This is a genomic window from Nonomuraea phyllanthi (genome assembly GCF_006334985.2).
In the GTDB taxonomy this organism is placed as follows: domain Bacteria; phylum Actinomycetota; class Actinomycetes; order Streptosporangiales; family Streptosporangiaceae; genus Nonomuraea; species Nonomuraea phyllanthi.
Window position 1 is genome coordinate 112614 of the sequence record NZ_VDLX02000017.1, and the last position, 15663, is coordinate 128276.

Below are 15663 nucleotides of genomic sequence, written 5' to 3' on the forward strand. Positions count from 1 at the left end.
CGGCACCGGCCCGGCGGCCACTTCGCCTAGTCTGGGGCACATGGGCATGGTCGGGACGGTCGGGCTGGTGCTGCATCCCCAGCGCGACTCCAAGAAGGCGATCGACACCATTCTGCGCTGGGCGGCCGAGAAGGGCGTCACCGTCCTCGGGCTGCCCGAGGAGGTGGGCCGCATCGACTGCACGGCGGTGCCCGTCGACGCCGCCGCCCTCGTCGAGCGGGCCGACCTGCTGGTCGGGCTCGGCGGCGACGGCACGATGCTGCGCACCATGCGGCTGCTGGCCGGGCGCCCCACGCCGATCCTGGGGGTCAACCTCGGCAAGCTCGGCTTCCTCGCCGAGATCGACGTGGACGACCTGGCCGGCACGCTGTCGGCCATCGACGAGCACCGCTACACCGTCGAGTCGCGCATGGCGATCCGGAGCCGGATCAACGGCATGGACGTGACCGCGTTCAACGACATCGCGCTCGTCAGGATCCCCGGCGACGGGCTGGCGGCGCTCTCCGTCACCCCGGCCGGCAGCGACTTCGTGCGCTTCGCCGCCGACGCGGTGATCGTGGCCACGTCCACCGGCTCCACCGCCTACAGCTTCTCCGCCGGCGGCCCCATCGTCTCGCCCCGGGTGGAGGCGGTGCTGGTGGTGCCCGCCGCCGCGCACTCGTCGTTCAACCGGGCGCTGGTGCTGCCCGCGGACGAGGACGTGACGCTGGAGGTGCTGCCCACCAGCGGGCGGCTGGCCGTGGAGGTCGACGGGGCCGTGGTGGCGCACCTGTGCCCCGGCGACACCGTCACGGTGGCGGCCTGGCCGGGCGCGGCCAAGGTGGTCCGGGTCGGCACCACGTTCTACGAGCGCGCGCGGCGCAAGCTGCGGGTCGACGGCAGCCTCGAAGCCTACTGACCGCCCGGGGCGGCCCGTCAGGCCCGGGCGCGTCAGGCCCGGGCGCGGCGCCGGTGCCGGGCCGGGCGCGCGGCGGCGGCCGGCGCGAACACGTCCCGCGGCTCGGGCGGCTCGGGTGGCTCCTCCGGGTGGTGGCGGGAGGCCGTCAGGGCCGCCAGCGCCGTGGTGATCGGCACGGCGGCGATGAGCCCCAGCGTGCCGGCGATGCTGCGGACGATCTCCTGGGCGATGACCGGCGTCGTCAGCACCTCGCCCAGCGGCTGGTTCCCGATGCTGAACAGCAGCAGCAGCGGCAGCGACGCCCCGGCGTACGCCAGGATGATCGTGTTGATCACCGAGGCGATGTGCGCCCGGCCGATGCGCCCGGCCGCGCGGTAGAGGCGGGCGAAGCCGTACGACGGGTTGGCGTGGGCCAGCTCGGCCACCGTCACCGCCTGCGTGACCGTGACGTCGTCGAGCACCCCCAGCGCGCCGATGATGATGCTCGCCAGCAGCAGCCCCTGGGTGTCGATCTGCAGGCTCATGCCGAGGGTCAGGGCGCTGTCGTCGGTGATGCCGTTGAGCCGGGCCAGGCCCAGCGCCGCGTACGACAGCACGCCCGTGAGCGTCAGGCTGGCCACCGTGCCCAGCACGGCCATGGACGTGGACAGCGAGAAGCCGTGCGTGAGGTAGAGCACGGCCAGCATGATCGCCGCCGCGCCCACGATGGCGACCAGCAGCGGCGGCTCGCCCTCCAGGATGCCGGGGATGACGAACGTCAGCAGCAGCACGAACGTGACCGCCAGCCCCACCAGCGCGGTCACCCCGCGCCAGCGGCCGAAGGCGATGACCGCCAGCGCGAACGCCGCCCCGAACAGCCACAGCGGCGCCGTCCGGTCGTGGTCGGAGATCTGGTGCTCGCCCTCCGCGTCGCGCAGCAGGATCACGTCGTCGCCCGCCGCGAAGTGCTGGGCGCCCGGGCCGCTGGGCAGCCGGAGCGTCACGGTCCGGCCGTCCTCCAGCCGGACGGCGGCGTTGCCGCAGGTGGCGGGGTCGGGCCGCGGCGCGCCCTCCAAAGTTTCGGGGCAGCGCTTGAGTGCGATGCCGGTGATCGTCCCGGTGACCCGCCGCACGCCGGACTCCTCGGTGGCGGTGCCGGTCACGCCGTCCGGCCAGAGCCACAGCAGGGCCGCCAGCGTGATGACCGCCAATGGCACGAGCACGGCCAGGCCGGCCACCACCGTCCGCCGCGAGCTGGGGGGATGCGCGTGATCGGCGCCCATCGAAGTCAACGTCCTCCTCGGGGCACGACAGTACTGCACCCCGGCCGCGTGGGTAGACGTAACGCCATGGCGTGGCTGGTGGGCACCTCCGGATGGCAGTACGCGCACTGGCGCGGAGTGCTCTACCCGCAGGGCGTGCCGCAGCGGCTCTGGCTGGAGCGGTACGCCGAGGAGTTCCCGACCGTCGAGAGCAACAACGCCTTCTACCGGCTGCCCACCCCCGAGGTGTTCGCCGCCTGGCGCGACCGCACGCCGCCCGGGTTCGTCATGGCGGTCAAGGCCAGCAGGTTCCTCACCCACATCAAGCGGCTGGCCGACCCCGAGGAGCCGGTGGAGCGCCTGATGAGCCGCGCCGCCGAGCTGAAGGACAAGCTCGGCCCCGTCCTGCTGCAGCTCCCGCCCACGCTGCGGGCCGACCCCGGACGGCTCGACCGCTGCCTGGGCTGCTTCCCCGCGGGGGTGCGGGTGGCCGTGGAGCCCCGCCACGAGTCCTGGTGGACGGACGAGGTGCGCGCGGTCCTCCAGGCGCGCGGGGCCGCGCTGTGCTGGGCCGACCGGCTGGGCAGGCCGCAGAGCCCGCTCTGGCGCACCGCCGGCTGGGGCTACGTGCGCCTGCACGAGGGCCCGGCGGGCTGGGCGTACGGCGCGACCGCGCTGCGGACGTGGGCGCGGCGCCTGCACGAGGCCGCCTGGCAGGACGTGTACGTCTATTTCAACAACGATCCGGAGGGGGCGGCGGTGCGGAACGCGAGAACATTTGCCACACTCGCCTAGTGCACACGCGGCTGTACCGGAACGGCGCTCTCGAGAAGGAAGGCTTCCCGATCGAGGAGGTCTCCGAGTACGTGCGCGACCCCGGCAGCACGGTCTGGTTCGACCTGTGCTCCCCGTCCCCCGAGGACCTGCGGCTGATCGGCGACGAGCTCGGCCTGCACGAGCTGGCCGTCGAGGACGTCCTCACCGACCACCAGCGGCCGAAGGTGGACGTCTACGACAACCACCTGTTCATCACGGTGTACGGCGTTCACGTGGAGGAGGGCCGGCTCGCCCCCGTCGAGGTGAACGTCTTCGTCACCGCCAACGCCCTGGTCACCGTGCGGGAGAACGCGCACTTCGACATCGACGCGGTGGTCAGGCGCTGGGACTCCGCCTCCCGGCTGGCCGGGCACGGCGTGTCCTTCCTGCTGCACGGCCTGCTCGACTACGTGGTGGACGGCCAGTTCGACCTGGTGCAGGACCTCGACGGGCAGGCCGAGGCGCTGGAGGAGACGCTGTTCGAGGAGGACGGCGTGCGGGACGCCAGGGAGCTGCAGCGCAGGGCGTACGTGCTGCGCAAGAACACCACCCGGCTCCGCAAGATCGCGATGCCGATGCGCGAGGTGCTCGGCACCCTGCTCCGCCGGGAGCAGGGCCTGATCGCCGAGCCCGCCATGCTGCCCTACTACGAGGACGTGCGCGACCACGTGCTGCGGGTGGCCGAATGGGTCGAGTCGATCCGCGACATGCTCGCCAACGTCCGCGAGACCCGCCTGGCCGAGCAGGGCTTCCGGCTCAACGAGATCATGAAGCGGGTCACGAGCTGGGCCGCGATCATCGCCGTGCCGACCGCGATCACCGGCGCCTACGGCCAGAACGTGCCCTACCCCGGAGAGGGCCAGGCGTGGGGCTTCTGGATGTCGACGGTGCTGGTGGCGTTCGCGTCCGTGGGACTGTACGCGATCTTCAAGAGGAAGGACTGGCTGTGAAAGGGCGGCCGGCAGGGCTCGCCCGGCACGGCCGGCCCCGACCGCACCGCGACCCGCACCCGCGCGGCCCCGGCCGCCGGATAGAGCGGCAGGCAGCGGCCGCCCGAGGCGAGCGTCCTGCGGCCGATCGAGGTGGTGAGCAGGGGCAGCTCGTCGTACGTGGCGGGCGCGGCCAGGCGCAGCACCCACAGGCCGTCAGGGGTCCTGCCACGGGTCCCGTCGAGCGCGTAGTAGTCCAGCACGCTGTCGTTGGTGGACACCACCGCCCGCATGGTGAACCGGCGCCCCTCCACGGTGAAGAGCTCCGCGGAGGGCGCCCGGTAGATCGAGTGCACGTACAGGAGGGAGAAGGCGCCGGAGACGACGGGCAGGCCGTTCACGGTGAGGCGCGCGGCGTCGCCGCCGGAGCAGAGCGCCGCCACCGCCGCGAGCGCCACGAGCAGCCGCGTCAGCCCTTCTCCTTGTAGTAGCGGGCCGCGCCCGGGTGCAGCTGGACCGGCGCGACCTGCTGGCCGAGCGTGGGGTCGAGCTTCTTCGCCTCCGGGTGCACGGCCGTCAGCTCGGCCTTCTTCTCGAACAGGGTCTTGGTGATGTCGTGGGCCAGCTGCTCGTCCATCGAGTCGGGTACCAGCAGCAGGTTGGGGATGGCGACGGTCTTGATGGTCCCGGACAGCTTGTAGACCGACAGGTCCACGTCGAGCGAGACGTACTGCTGGCCGTAGGTGGACTGCATCGTCGGCAGCACGTCGGTGGTGTCGAGGATCTTGATGTCCGGCTTGCTGGTGGCCAGGTCGGTGATGCCCGCCGTGGGCAGGCCGCCGACCCAGAAGAACGCGTCGATCGTGCCGTCCTTGGCGGCCTGCACCGCCTCGTTGATCGACAGCTGCTGCTTGGAGATGTCGCTGTCGGGGTCGATCCCGGCCGACTCCAGGATGCGCCTGGCCACGACCTGCGTGCCGGAGTTGGCCGGGCCGAGGGAGACGCTCTTGCCCTTCAGGTCGGCCACCTTGTCCGCGTCCACGCCGGACGCGACCACGAGGTGCGCGTAGTTGTCGTAGATGCGGGCGATGGCCTTGATGGGCTGCTTCGTGGTGAAGGTGTCCTTGCCGTTGACCGCGTCGGCCGCGGTGTCGGCCTGCGCGAAGCCGATGTCGGCCTTGCCGGAGACCAGCAGCTTGATGTTCTCGACGGAGGCCGACGTGACCGACGCGGTGGCCTGGGTGTTGGCGATGTTGGACGACAGCTGCTTGGCCAGGCCGCCGCCGTACACGTAGTAGACGCCCGTCGTGCCGCCGGTGGCGATCGACAGCCGGTGGCCGGAGCCGCCCGCCCCGGCGCCGCCGCAGCCGGACACGGTCAGGACGAGGGCGGCGACAATGGCGAAGATCCGCTTCACGCTGGGTCCCTTCTCCTTCTTCTGACGAGGTGCGCGGCCGCGGCCACGGCCAGCACGGCCAGGCCTGCCACGATGGGGACGGGCTCGAGGAAGAGCAGCAGCACCGCGGCCACCGCCGCCAGCACCCGCTCGGGCCACCCGGCCAGGCCGCCGGTCGCCCCAGTAGTGGACACGGCCAGCGCCGCCACGGCGACGGCCGAGACGGCGGCCATCAGCAGCACGGTGCCGATCGGCCCCTGGCCGAGCAGCGCCTGCCCGTTCGGCGTCAGCACGAAGGCGAACGGCACCAGGAAGGCCGGCAGCGTGTAACGCCAGGTCAGCATCATCGTCTTGTACGTGTTGCCGCCGGTGATCGCGGCCGCCGCCACCGCGGACAGCGCCGTGGGCGGGCTCACCTCCGACAGCACCGCGTAGTAGAAGACGAACATGTACGCCTCGGGCCTCGTGACGCCGAGCGCGAACAGCGCCGGCCCGATGATCACGGCGGCGATGATGAAGCTCGCGGTCACCGGCACGGCCAGGCCCAGCAGCATGACCGCCACCGCGGACAGCACGGTCGTCAGGATCAGGTTGCCGGAGGCGAGCTCCACGATGATGTCGGCCAGGTTCAGCCCGAGGCCGGTCTGCGTGATGACGCCGACGATGATGCCCGCCGCCGCGCACACCGCGGTGACCGGCAGCACCTCGAGGGTGCCCTTGGCCAGCGCCTGCCCGACCCGCCGCGGCCCCATCCGGTGCTCCGGGTCCAGGAACGACAGCGCGAACGCGACGACGGTGGCGATGACCACGGCCTGGAACGCCGACCTCTCCAGCGCCATCAGCACGATGATGAGGATCAGCGAGCTGAAGTGGTAGCCGAAGCGCAGCAGCAGCCGCCCCGCGCTGGGCGCGTCCACGGGCACGGCGTGCGTGCTGAAGCGGCGCGAGTCGATCTCGATGGCCAGGAAGATGCCCAGGTAGTACAGGATCGTGGGGATCGTCGCGTAGAGGAGCACCTCCAGGTAGCTGACCTGGAGGTACTCGGCGATGATGAACGCCGCCGCGCCCAGGGTGGGCGGCGACAGGATGGCGCCGATGCCGCCGGCCGCGAGGATCCCGGCGGCCGGCTCCTTCGGATAGCCGGCGCGGCGCAGCACCGGCCAGGCGACGCTGCCCAGGCTGACCGTGGTGGCCACGCCCGAGCCCGACACGGTGCCGAGCAGGAACCCGGCCATGGTGACGGTACGCCCGGGGGCGGCGCGGGACCTGCGGAAGGCGGCGAAGCTCAGGTCGATGAAGAACCGGCTGGCGCCGGAGAAGTCCAGCACCGCGCCGTAGATCGTGAAGAGGATGATGTAGCTGGCGGCCACCTGCATGGGCACGCCGAAGAAGCCCTCGGTGCCGGTGTAGAGCTGGGAGACGATCTGCCCGAGGTCGAAGCCCCGGTGACCGATCGTCCAGTTGATCGGCAGATAGCCGCCGTAATAGGCATAAAGCAGGAAAAGCGCGCAGATGATGGACAGGGTCCAGCCGACGGTGCGCCGTACCGCCTCCAGGAGCAGCACCGTCAGCACCAGGCCCGCCGCGATGTCGAGGCCCGTGAGGGCCGCGCCGGAGCCGCGCAGGCGGAACGCCTGGAAGTCGAGCAGCGGATAGACGAGCACCGCGAGCGACGCGGCGGCCAGCAGCCAGTCGGCCACCGTCGGCCACTCCGAGCGCGGCGCCCCCTCCGGCCGCGCCGCCGCCCCCTCCGCGGCCGACGCGGATCTCTCCGGTTCCGCCGCGGGTTCCTGTGGCCGGGCCGGCGACCGCGACAGGCCCGAGCGGTAGCACAGGAACACGAGCGGCAGCGCCACCGCCAGGAACGTCATCCGGTGCTGGAGCGCCTCGACCGGCCAGAACACCACCACCAGCGAGTACGCCGACAGCAGCCCGCCCACGATCCACACGCCGAGCCGCAGGCCGCCGCCGAGCTGCCGGGCCGGGCGCTCCTGCTCGTGGGCGGAGACAAGGTCGGCCTCACGGTCGCTCAGCTCGGTCAAGACGTTCCTCCCCGACACGGCGTTGCAGCGGACTTTACGATCCGTTGACACGCTGAGGGAAGCCTCCGTTACCCTTTCGAGTTCCTAGATCTCGAACGACGGCCGCGAATCCTCCATCAGCCGTTCCACGGGCACGTCGCCCGCCTGGCTGCCGTCGCGCCGCCGCACGGAGGCGCCGCCGCCCGCGGCCTCGCGCGGCCCCACGACGAGCTGGTACGGCACCAGCCGGTGCGCCCTGATCCTGGCCCCCAGGCTGCCCCGGTCGGCGGGCGCCAGCTCGGCCCGCAGCCCGGCGGCCACGCAGCGCCGCAGCAGCGCCTCGGCGGCGGGCCGCTCGGTGTCCGACAGCGGCAGCACCACCGCCTGCACGGGCGCCAGCCAGGCGGGGAACGCGCCGCCGTGGACCTCGATGAGGTGCGCGACCAGGCGCTCGATGCCGCCGATGACGCTGCGGTGCACCATCACGGGGCGCTCGCCCCCGGTATAACGCAGGTCGAAGCGCTCCGGCTGGAAGTAGTCCACCTGGACGGTCGACAGGGTGGCCTCGCGGCCCGCCGGGTCGGCGATCTGGATGTCGATCTTGGGTCCGTAGAAGGCGCCCTCGCCGCGCTCCTCGTCGAACGCGCGCCCGCGCTCCTTGAGCACCTCGCGCAGGATCTCCTCCGAGCGCGCCCACATGCCCGGATCGTCCACGAACTTGTCACCCTCGCCGCGCAGCGACAGCCGGTAGCGCGCGGCCCTGATGCCGAGCTGCGCGTGCGCGGCCTCGATCAGGTCGAGCGCGGCCGACACCTCGGCGGCGGCCTGATCGGGCGCGCAGAAGACGTGGCCGTCGTTGAGCTGGATGGCGCGCACCCTGGTCAGCCCGCCGAGCACGCCGGACAGCTCCGAGCGGTACATGCCGCCCAGCTCCGCCAGCCGCAGCGGCAGGTCGCGGCGGCTGCGCTGGCGCGAGCGGTAGATGAGCGCGTGGTGCGGGCACAGGCTGGGCCGCAGCACGAACTCCTCCCCGCCCACCCGCATGGGCGGGAACATGTCCTCCGCGTAGTGCGCCCAGTGGCCCGATCTCTCGTACAGCTCGCGCTTGCCGAGCACGGGGGAGTTGACGTGCTGGTAGCCGTTGCGGCGCTCCAGCTCGTACACGTAGTCCTCGACGGCCTTGCGCACGGCCGCCCCGGCGGGCAGCCAGCAGGGCAGCCCTGAGCCGATCAGCGGGTCGGTGTCGAAGATGCCCAGCTCGCGGCCGAGCCTGCGGTGGTCGTTCATGATCGTCCTTTGCGTGGAAAGGGCGAACGACCAGGCTCCCGGGCGTCCGCCCGGGATGCATGGAGTCAGCGCGCCGGGACGGTGTCCGGCGTCGTCGTGACGAAAGCGCGCTGCATGGTGCCACCGTAGCATGCGGGATCATCCGGGAGCCGATGAAAAAAAGTTTCAAGAGAGCCGCAAGAAGTGGCAAATGATATAAAGGCTCGGTGGCCGAGATCACCCTGGAGGTCTGCCAGCTGCGGGCGTTCGCCGAGGTCGGCTACCAGGTCGCGGGCGGTGGCGGCGCGCACGCCGCGATGGCCGCGCTGCGCCGGGTGGTCCCGGTCGACGCCTACGAGTTCGTCGCCTTCGACCCCGCAACCGGGCGCCACCACAGCGTCGTGTCCGACGGGCACCCGCGCATCGACCGCGACGCGGCCGACGAGTACACCGGGCTCGACGCCTACCGCACGGCCATGACGACCCGCGCCCCCGTGGGCATGCCCGCGCCCGGCACCGAGCGCTACTTCCGGCGCCACCTCGCCCCCTACGGGTGGCGGGCCGGGCTGACGGCGCCGCTGTTCCTGAGCGAGGGCCGCTACACGGGGCTGCTGCACCTGGCCACCAGGGACGCCTTCCCGCGGATCGCCGGCGCGCTCGTCGCGGCGGTGAGCCCGATGCTCGCGCACGTCACCGACCTCGCCCGATGCGTGATCGACCCGGTGGGCCTGCCGCCGGACTTCCGGGCGATCGCCTTCGACCGCGTGGGCACCCGGCGCCAGGTGCCCGGCCACGACACCTCCGCCGTGCTGCTCGACGACCCGGCGATGGCCGCGTTCGCGCGGGCGTTCATCGACTCGCGGGAGCTGAGCCGCCACGGGCTCTGGCTCGGCCACGACGGGCGCTGGCACGAGCTGCGCCTGGTCAGGGCCGGCGTCGGGTTCCAGGGGGCGCTCCAGGGCGCCGTCGTGGCCGAGCGGCCCTGCGCCCTGCCGTACGACCTGACCGTGCGCGAGGTCGACGTGCTCACCCGCGTGGCGGCCGGCGACTCCAACCCGCAGATCGCCGCCGCGCTCGTGCTCAGCGTGCGCACGGTGACGACCCACCTGGAGCACATCTTCGCCAAGCTCGGCTGCGACAGCCGTACCCGCCTGACCACCAAGGCCCTCGCCGAGGGCCTGTGCCGGCTCGACGTCTAGCCGGCGCCCGCTAGACGGCGACGCCCGCCGGGACGCCCGCCGGGACGCGCGCCTGCCGCAGCTCGAACCAGACCGTCGTCGTGCCGTCCTCGCGGGTGAAGCCCCAGCGGTGGCTGAGCGCCTCGATCAGCGGCAGGCCGCGCCCGCTGGTGGACTGCGTGCTCGTACGGCACACGCACGGCGGCCCGTCCGACCCGGAGTCCGACACGAGCACCCGCACCGCCGTCTCCGAACTGGACACCGTCACCGTGAACATGCCCCCCGAACCCGACCGGGTGTGCAGGACCGCGTTCGTGGCCAGCTCGCTGGTCAGCAGCGCCACGTCGTCGTAGAGCGGGTGGTCACGGCCGAGCGCCGCCGTCACCAGCCCCCTGGCCCTCGACACCTGCGACGGGACGCCCGGCAACCGGACGGCCAGGTCGCGCGAGCCCCCCGAATCGGCGCGATGAAAGTCCGGCGGTGTCATGGCGACCTCCCCCAAATCGGCCCCAAAAGCGACGACGATAGGAGACGCGCCAGGGGAGCGCCGGAGATTACCGCGAAAAGGTAGGAAAGCTCTTGCCGGAGGTCGCCTGCGCGAGCGCCGGGGCCGACCGAGTACGCTGCGATCGACGAGTCGTCTAGGCGTGGGGGAGAGCGTGGGAGGTCGCGTGAACAGCCTGGAGGCCGTCTGGGTGCAACCGTACGACCGGCCGGGCGCGGCGGTCGTCACCGGGGTCTTCGACATCCTGCACGTCGGCCACGTCCGCTACCTCCGGGCGGTCGCCGAGCGCGGGCTGCCGCTGGTCGTCGGCGTCGAGGACGACCCCCGGGTCCGCGCCTGGAAGGGGCCGAGCCGGCCGCTCAACCCGGCGGGGGAGCGGGCCGAGGTGCTGGCGGCGCTGCGCTTCGTGACCGGCGTGTTCATCGTCAAGGGGCCGCCCGAGGCGCACGGGCCGGACGACTACATCGACCTGCTGGCCCCCATGCGGCCGAGGGCGCTCGCGCACACGGCGGGCGACCCGCACGCGGGCGCCCGCGCCGCCGCGGCCGCGATCCTGGGGGCCGAATGCTGGGAGATGGCCTCCATCCCGGGGCGCTCGACGACGCGGATCGTGAACGCGGCGAGCAAGGGCTGACTCCCCCCGCGGCGCGCACGGAAGGTGGCGCGTGGGCGGGGTCATGATCGCGTAATCTGTCGTGACATGACGGCCGACCTCGTGGCGAAACGGGTGACGAACCTGCTGGCACCGCAGGTGCTGGTGATCGTGATGCCGCCCGTCGTGGGCCTGCTCGCCCAGGGGTGGGGCGGGGCGGTGTGGGGGCTGGTGGCCTCGGCGTTCTGCGGCGGCGTGCCGGCGGCGGTGATCGCGCTGGGCGTGCGCTCGGGCCGCCTCGACTCGCACCACATCGTCGACCGCGCCCGCCGTACGGGGCCGCTGCTCGCCGCCGTGGCCGCCGTGCTCGCGGCGCTGGCGCTGCTGGTCGCGATAGGCGCGCCGACGCTGCTCGTCGCCACCGTGACCGCGATGCTGATCGCGCTGGCCGTGACCGTCCCGGTCACGCTGCGCTGGAAGATCTCCTTCCACGCCGCCGTCAGCGCGGGCACGGTGGTGGTGCTCGCCCACGTGCTGCCCGTCTGGCCGACCGCTGTCGCGGGGGCCGCCGTGGTGGCGCTGGTGTGCTGGGCCCGGGTACGCCTCACGCACCACACCTGGCCCCAGGTGGTCGTGGGGGCGGCGGTCGGCACCCTGACGACCTGGGGCACGCTGGCCGCCTTCGGCGTGAGCTGACCGTCGGCCTCCCGGACCGCCAGGCCTCGCACCGGCAGACCTCATACCGGCACGACCCGCACTCACACGCCCGCACTCACACGCCCCGCACGAACATGCCAGCACCCGCGGTTTCAGACGGGCGGCCTCGAACGGTGGGCGCGGAACGGAGGGTTCCGGATGGGTGGCCGTCGGACGGCCTGGACAGGGTTGGCCGAGCCGGCGGGTCCTGGACAATGCGCCACGGACAGTGGGTCCTGGATGACAGGCGAGGTCCGAGGAGGTGGGCGATGCCGGGCCGGGTGCTGAGAGGGCGGGCCCCGCGAGCCGGAATAGGGGCACGAGCCGTGGGGTTGGCGCGGGTATGGATGTGACGAATCGCGGCCGGGTCCGCGTGGAGCCCACGGCCAAACGTGTGAGGGCCTTTCTCGGCGGCCGGGCGGTGGCCGACACCACCTCGGCCCTCCTGGTGTGGGAGGTCCCGTACTATCCCACGTACTACTTCCCGCTGGCCGACGTGGAGGAAGCGGCGCTGAAGGCCACCGGCGCGACCAGGCACTCCCCGAGCAGGGGCGACGGGCTGGTCCACACCGTCACCTCCGGCACGGCGGAGGCGGCCGACGCCGCGCTGGTCTACCGGGACTCGCCGCTGGAGGCCGTCAACGGCCACGTGCGGTTCGAGTGGGACGCCATGGACGCCTGGTTCGAGGAGGACGAGGAGGTCTTCTTCCACCCGCGCGACCCGTACACCAGGGTCGACATCCTGGCGAGCACGCGGCACGTGCGGGTCGAGGTGGACGGCGTCACCGTGGCCGACTCCCGGAGCCCGCACATCCTCTTCGAGACGGGCCTGCCGGCCCGCTTCTACCTGCCGAAGACGGACGTGCGGCTCGACCTGCTGGAGCCCACCGACACCGTCACCCACTGCCCGTACAAGGGCTCCGCCGAGTACTGGACGGTCAACGGCCGGAAGGACCTGGCCTGGTCGTACCGCACGCCGCTGCCGGAGAGCATCAAGATCGCCGGGCTGGTCGCGTTCTACAACGAGAAGCTCGACATCTACGTCGACGGCGAGCCCCTGGAACGGCCCAAGACCAAGTTCTCCTGAGCGGGGTTCTCAGGCGGAGGGCGTCCAGCGGGGGTCGCGGCCGAGGTAGCGCAGCAGGGCGGCCACCTCGTCGTCGGACCGCGGCTCCAGCGCGGCCGCGTAGGCGCCCCAGGCGCGCAGCGGCTCGACGATCTCCCTGGCCACCTTCAGCAGCGGCCGGGCCAGCTCGGGCGTGAGCGGCGACGCCTGGCCCGTGGCGACCGCGATGTCCCAGGCGTGCACGGCGGCGTCGAGCGCGCACGCCGCCGAGCCGGACCACGGCGACATCTTGTGCGGCGGCACCGGCGTCGGCACCTCGGCGGCCTCCCGGTCGACGCCTGCCCACGCCGTGGCCGAGCGCTTGATCGCGTCCTCGGCGAACGCCGCCGGGTCGGTCACCGGCTCCCCGGACGGCTCGAAGGGGTTGAAGGACGGCCCCGGCTCGCCGGTGAGGGCGGCGGCGAAGCCGATCTGGTCGCCGGCCGCGTGCTGGAGCACCTGCGTGACGTCCCAGGCCGAGCAGGGAGTGGGCAGCTTCCAGGCATCGGCGGGAACGCCGCCGACGACCCGGCGCAGCGCCTCGTGCGCGGCGTCCAGCACGTCCCAGCCACTGGTGGTCATGTCGCTCATCGGTGAGCCCCTTTCGTGATGACACGAGTATAGCAGAACGGAATGATTCGTTCCACTCAGCTGCTATCCGCCCCCCGGGACGCCGCCAATCCGTGGATCACCAGGTCAAGGGCGTACTCGAAGTCCGCCTCCGGGTCCACGCCCCGCTGGGTGCTCCGCATCAACCGGCTGAAGTGCGGCAGCCGTACCGGATCCATCTCGCGCACGTACGCGCTGACACCCTGCTCGCCCGCGTGCGCGCCCCCCTCGCCGGTGAACCCGCCCGTGGACAGCAGCAGCGACCCGAAGACCACGCTGTTGACCGCGCCCAGCGCCCGCCACGCGGCCACCTCCGAGAAGCCCGCCTGGAACAGCGCCCCCACCAGCGCGTCCAGCGGCTGCAGCGCCCGCACGGTGGTCGGGTTGGACAGGTCGGTGACCAGCGCCAGCGGCACCACGGGATGGCGGGCGAACGCGCGGTACATCCTGCGCGCCACATCCCGCACCTGCTCGTGCCACGGCTGCTCCGGATCGGGCCGCTCGACCTCGCCGAACACCCGCTCGGCGATGCCGTCGAGCAGGTCGGCCTTGTTCGAGACGTGGTTGTAGAGGGACATCGCCTCGACTCCGAGCGCCTTGGCCAGCCGCCGCATGGTCAGGCCGTCCAGGCCCTCCCTGTCGGCCAGTTCCAGCGCCGCGTCCAGCACTCTCTCCCTGTTGAGCGGCTCCCGCCGTGCCATCCGTGCTCCTTTCTCGGCTTGACGAAGCTTACGGTGTACGTGCTTTACTTACGGCGTACGCTTACGTTGTAAGTAAGGAGACAGGGGATGACCGATGTGATCATCGTCGGCGGCGGGCCGGTGGGGCTGCTGCTGGCGTGCGAGCTCAAGCTGGGCGGCGCCGACCCGCTGGTCCTGGAGGCGGCCACGGGCGAGGAGCGCCGCACGCGCAGCCTCGGCATGCGCTCGCTCAACGCCCGCACCGTGCAGTCGCTGGCACTGCGCGGCCTGGTCGAGCCGGTGGCCGCGGCGCAGTGGGCGACGCTCGACGAGTTCGCCGCCCACCGGGAGCCCGCGGACGCGGACCTGGTGGCCATGCTCGTGGAGCTGCTCCAGAAGGGCCAGATGAAGGGGCACTTCAGCGGGCTGCCGCTGCTCGACGAGAGCGGGCGGGCCGAATATCTCATGCTCAAGCAGGACCGGCTGGAGGCCGTCCTGGCCGAGCGGGCGGCCGGGATGGGCGTGCGCATCCGGCAGGGCTGCGCGGTGGTGGACGTCACGCAGGACGAGACCGGCGCCGCCGCCACGCTCGCCGACGGGCGGGTGGAGCGGGCCGCGTACCTCGTCGGCTGTGACGGCGGGCGCAGCGTCGTGCGCAAGCGGTCGGGCTTCGCGTTCGAGGGGACGCCGCCGACGATGACGGGACGGACAGCCGTGGCCGAGCCGGACGATCCCGGCGCCGTGCCGTCGGCGCTGCGGGGGCCCGGCGGGCTGGTCAACCGGTCGCTGGTGCCGGGGGAGATCGCCACCATCGAGTTCGACGCCGGGCCGGACGTCCGGGACGTGCCGATGACGGCCGGGGAGCTGGAGGCCAGCCTGCGGCGCGTGACCGGCCGGGACGTGGTGGTCAAGCGGCTGGAGACCGGCATCCGCTACAGCGACAACACGCGGCACGCGGACACCTACCGCAGGGGCCGGGTGCTGCTGGCGGGCGACGCGGCGCACGTGCACTCGCCGATCGGCGGGCAGGGGCTCAACCTGGGGCTGCAGGACGCGGTCAACCTGGGGTGGAAGCTGGCCCTCGTGGCCCGGGGGCTCGCGCCCGCCGGCCTCCTGGACACCTACACCGCCGAGCGCCATCCGGTGGCCGCGCGGGTGCTGCGCAACACCCGCGCCCAGGTGGCGCTGATGCGTCCGGGGTCTCAGGTGGAGGCGTTGCGAGAGGTCCTGGCGGAGGTGCTGCGGCTGCCGGACGCCGACAGGCACTTCTCGGCGATGGTGGAGGGCACGGACGTGGACCACGCGCCCGGCACGCCCGGAGGCGTCGGCCGCTTCGTCCCGCGCCTGGAGGCGACGCCGGCGGACCCGTCCGGCGGGCCGACGCCGGCGGACCCGTCCCGCGAGCAGACCCGGTCGGACGCGTCCGACGAGCAGACCCGGTCGGACCCGCTCGACGGGCCCGAGCGCGCGCGTCCGGTCGCCGAGCTGCTGCGCGACGGGCGCGGTCTCGTGATCGACCTCTCGGGAGCGGACGGCCTTCACGCCGCCCTGGCGGGCCACCGCGACCGGGTGCGCGCCGCGCACGCCGCCGTGCCGGGCGACGGCGAGCGGGTGCCGGCCGCGGGAGGGCCGGAGCTGCTGCTGGTCCGGCCCGACGGCTACGTCGCCTGGGCGGGCGCGCGCGCCGGGCTGGGCGACGCGCTCACCGCGTGGTTCGGCCCGGCCCGGTGA

16 protein-coding genes are annotated in these 15663 nt (G+C 72.9%); 8 read left to right on the forward strand and 8 right to left on the reverse strand.

All coding sequences use genetic code 11. The features are described 5' to 3' along the window. Nucleotides 1–40: 40 nt before the first annotated feature. Nucleotides 41–898, forward strand: a complete 858-nt coding sequence (locus tag FH608_RS36875; protein ID WP_139635017.1) for an NAD(+)/NADH kinase — start codon at nt 41–43, stop codon at nt 896–898. Nucleotides 899–930: 32 nt separating this feature from the next. On the opposite strand, the gene FH608_RS36880 is transcribed toward FH608_RS36875, so the two are convergent. Further along, on the reverse strand, nt 931–2160 hold the full coding sequence (locus FH608_RS36880) for a YibE/F family protein (RefSeq protein ID WP_139635018.1): 1230 nt from the start codon (nt 2158–2160) through the stop codon (nt 931–933). 48 nt (nt 2161–2208) lie between these two features. On the opposite strand from FH608_RS36880, the gene FH608_RS36885 reads away from it, so the two are divergent. Together FH608_RS36885 and FH608_RS36890 are read left to right on the forward strand one after the other, a co-directional pair. Further along, complete coding sequence (locus FH608_RS36885; protein WP_226900229.1) at nt 2209–2934, forward strand: DUF72 domain-containing protein; 726 nt, start codon at nt 2209–2211, stop codon at nt 2932–2934. Beyond that, nucleotides 2934–3905 (forward strand): magnesium transporter CorA family protein, encoded by a 972-nt coding sequence (locus tag FH608_RS36890; RefSeq protein WP_226900230.1) that lies wholly within the window; start codon nt 2934–2936, stop codon nt 3903–3905. Before FH608_RS36885 ends, FH608_RS36890 begins: the two co-directional genes overlap by 1 nt. On the opposite strand, the gene FH608_RS36895 is transcribed toward FH608_RS36890, so the two are convergent. From FH608_RS36895 to thrS, 4 genes are all read right to left on the reverse strand, one after another. Beyond that, entirely contained in the window at nt 3800–4342 is a 543-nt protein-coding gene (locus tag FH608_RS36895) for a DUF1850 domain-containing protein (protein ID WP_139635019.1), read from the reverse strand. The two genes, FH608_RS36890 and FH608_RS36895, sit on opposite strands and share 106 nt — an antisense overlap. 11 nt (nt 4343–4353) lie before the next feature. Next, complete coding sequence (locus tag FH608_RS36900; RefSeq protein WP_139635020.1) at nt 4354–5301, reverse strand: TAXI family TRAP transporter solute-binding subunit; 948 nt, start codon at nt 5299–5301, stop codon at nt 4354–4356. Beyond that, the gene (locus tag FH608_RS36905; RefSeq protein WP_226900231.1) at nt 5298–7322 is read right to left on the reverse strand and encodes a TRAP transporter permease; all 2025 of its coding nucleotides are present in this window, start codon (nt 7320–7322) and stop codon (nt 5298–5300) included. The genes FH608_RS36900 and FH608_RS36905 overlap by 4 nt, the downstream gene beginning before the upstream one ends. A gap of 84 nt (nt 7323–7406) precedes the next feature. Continuing rightward, nucleotides 7407–8645: a threonine--tRNA ligase gene (gene thrS, locus FH608_RS36910; RefSeq protein WP_394367725.1), complete on the reverse strand. Its 1239-nt coding sequence runs from the start codon at nt 8643–8645 to the stop codon at nt 7407–7409. A gap of 149 nt (nt 8646–8794) precedes the next feature. Between thrS and FH608_RS36915 the strand changes: the two genes are divergently transcribed. Then, nucleotides 8795–9766: a helix-turn-helix transcriptional regulator gene (locus FH608_RS36915; protein WP_139635022.1), complete on the forward strand. Its 972-nt coding sequence runs from the start codon at nt 8795–8797 to the stop codon at nt 9764–9766. A 10-nt stretch (nt 9767–9776) separates the two neighbouring features. Here the strand turns inward: FH608_RS36915 and FH608_RS36920 are convergent, their stop codons facing one another. Continuing rightward, nucleotides 9777–10232, reverse strand: coding sequence for an ATP-binding protein (locus tag FH608_RS36920; RefSeq protein WP_139635023.1), 456 nt, complete (start codon nt 10230–10232; stop codon nt 9777–9779). A gap of 184 nt (nt 10233–10416) precedes the next feature. Here FH608_RS36920 and FH608_RS36925 point away from each other — a divergent pair, with 184 nt between their 5' ends. The 3 genes from FH608_RS36925 (at nt 10417) to FH608_RS36935 (ending at nt 12625) form a co-directional block, all read left to right on the forward strand. Beyond that, the gene (locus tag FH608_RS36925) at nt 10417–10884 is read left to right on the forward strand and encodes an adenylyltransferase/cytidyltransferase family protein (RefSeq protein ID WP_139635024.1); all 468 of its coding nucleotides are present in this window, start codon (nt 10417–10419) and stop codon (nt 10882–10884) included. Between the two features lie 66 nt (nt 10885–10950). Further along, entirely contained in the window at nt 10951–11538 is a 588-nt protein-coding gene (locus tag FH608_RS36930; protein ID WP_139635025.1) for a hypothetical protein, read from the forward strand. A gap of 394 nt (nt 11539–11932) precedes the next feature. Further along, a complete protein-coding gene (locus tag FH608_RS36935; RefSeq protein ID WP_226900232.1) occupies nt 11933–12625 on the forward strand; it encodes a DUF427 domain-containing protein in 693 nt (230 codons plus the stop codon). Between the two features lie 9 nt (nt 12626–12634). On the opposite strand, the gene FH608_RS36940 is transcribed toward FH608_RS36935, so the two are convergent. Continuing rightward, complete coding sequence (locus FH608_RS36940; protein WP_139635027.1) at nt 12635–13234, reverse strand: TIGR03086 family metal-binding protein; 600 nt, start codon at nt 13232–13234, stop codon at nt 12635–12637. A 56-nt stretch (nt 13235–13290) separates the two neighbouring features. Beyond that, nucleotides 13291–13953, reverse strand: a complete 663-nt coding sequence (locus tag FH608_RS36945; protein WP_139635028.1) for a TetR/AcrR family transcriptional regulator C-terminal domain-containing protein — start codon at nt 13951–13953, stop codon at nt 13291–13293. Between the two features lie 87 nt (nt 13954–14040). On the opposite strand from FH608_RS36945, the gene FH608_RS36950 reads away from it, so the two are divergent. Next, nucleotides 14041–15663: an FAD-dependent monooxygenase gene (locus FH608_RS36950; RefSeq protein ID WP_193318832.1), complete on the forward strand. Its 1623-nt coding sequence runs from the start codon at nt 14041–14043 to the stop codon at nt 15661–15663.

Excerpts from the sequence above, each read along its gene's own strand:
- FH608_RS36875 (WP_139635017.1), top strand. The coding sequence starts at position 41 with ATGGGCATGGTCGGGACGGTCGGGCTGGTGCTGCATCCCCAGCGCGAC.
- FH608_RS36880 (WP_139635018.1), bottom strand. The coding sequence starts at position 2,160 with ATGGGCGCCGATCACGCGCATCCCCCCAGCTCGCGGCGGACGGTGGTG.
- FH608_RS36920 (WP_139635023.1), bottom strand. The coding sequence starts at position 10,232 with ATGACACCGCCGGACTTTCATCGCGCCGATTCGGGGGGCTCGCGCGAC.
- FH608_RS36930 (WP_139635025.1), top strand. The coding sequence starts at position 10,951 with ATGACGGCCGACCTCGTGGCGAAACGGGTGACGAACCTGCTGGCACCG.
- FH608_RS36940 (WP_139635027.1), bottom strand. The coding sequence starts at position 13,234 with ATGAGCGACATGACCACCAGTGGCTGGGACGTGCTGGACGCCGCGCAC.
- FH608_RS36945 (WP_139635028.1), bottom strand. The coding sequence starts at position 13,953 with ATGGCACGGCGGGAGCCGCTCAACAGGGAGAGAGTGCTGGACGCGGCG.
- FH608_RS36950 (WP_193318832.1), top strand. The coding sequence starts at position 14,041 with ATGACCGATGTGATCATCGTCGGCGGCGGGCCGGTGGGGCTGCTGCTG.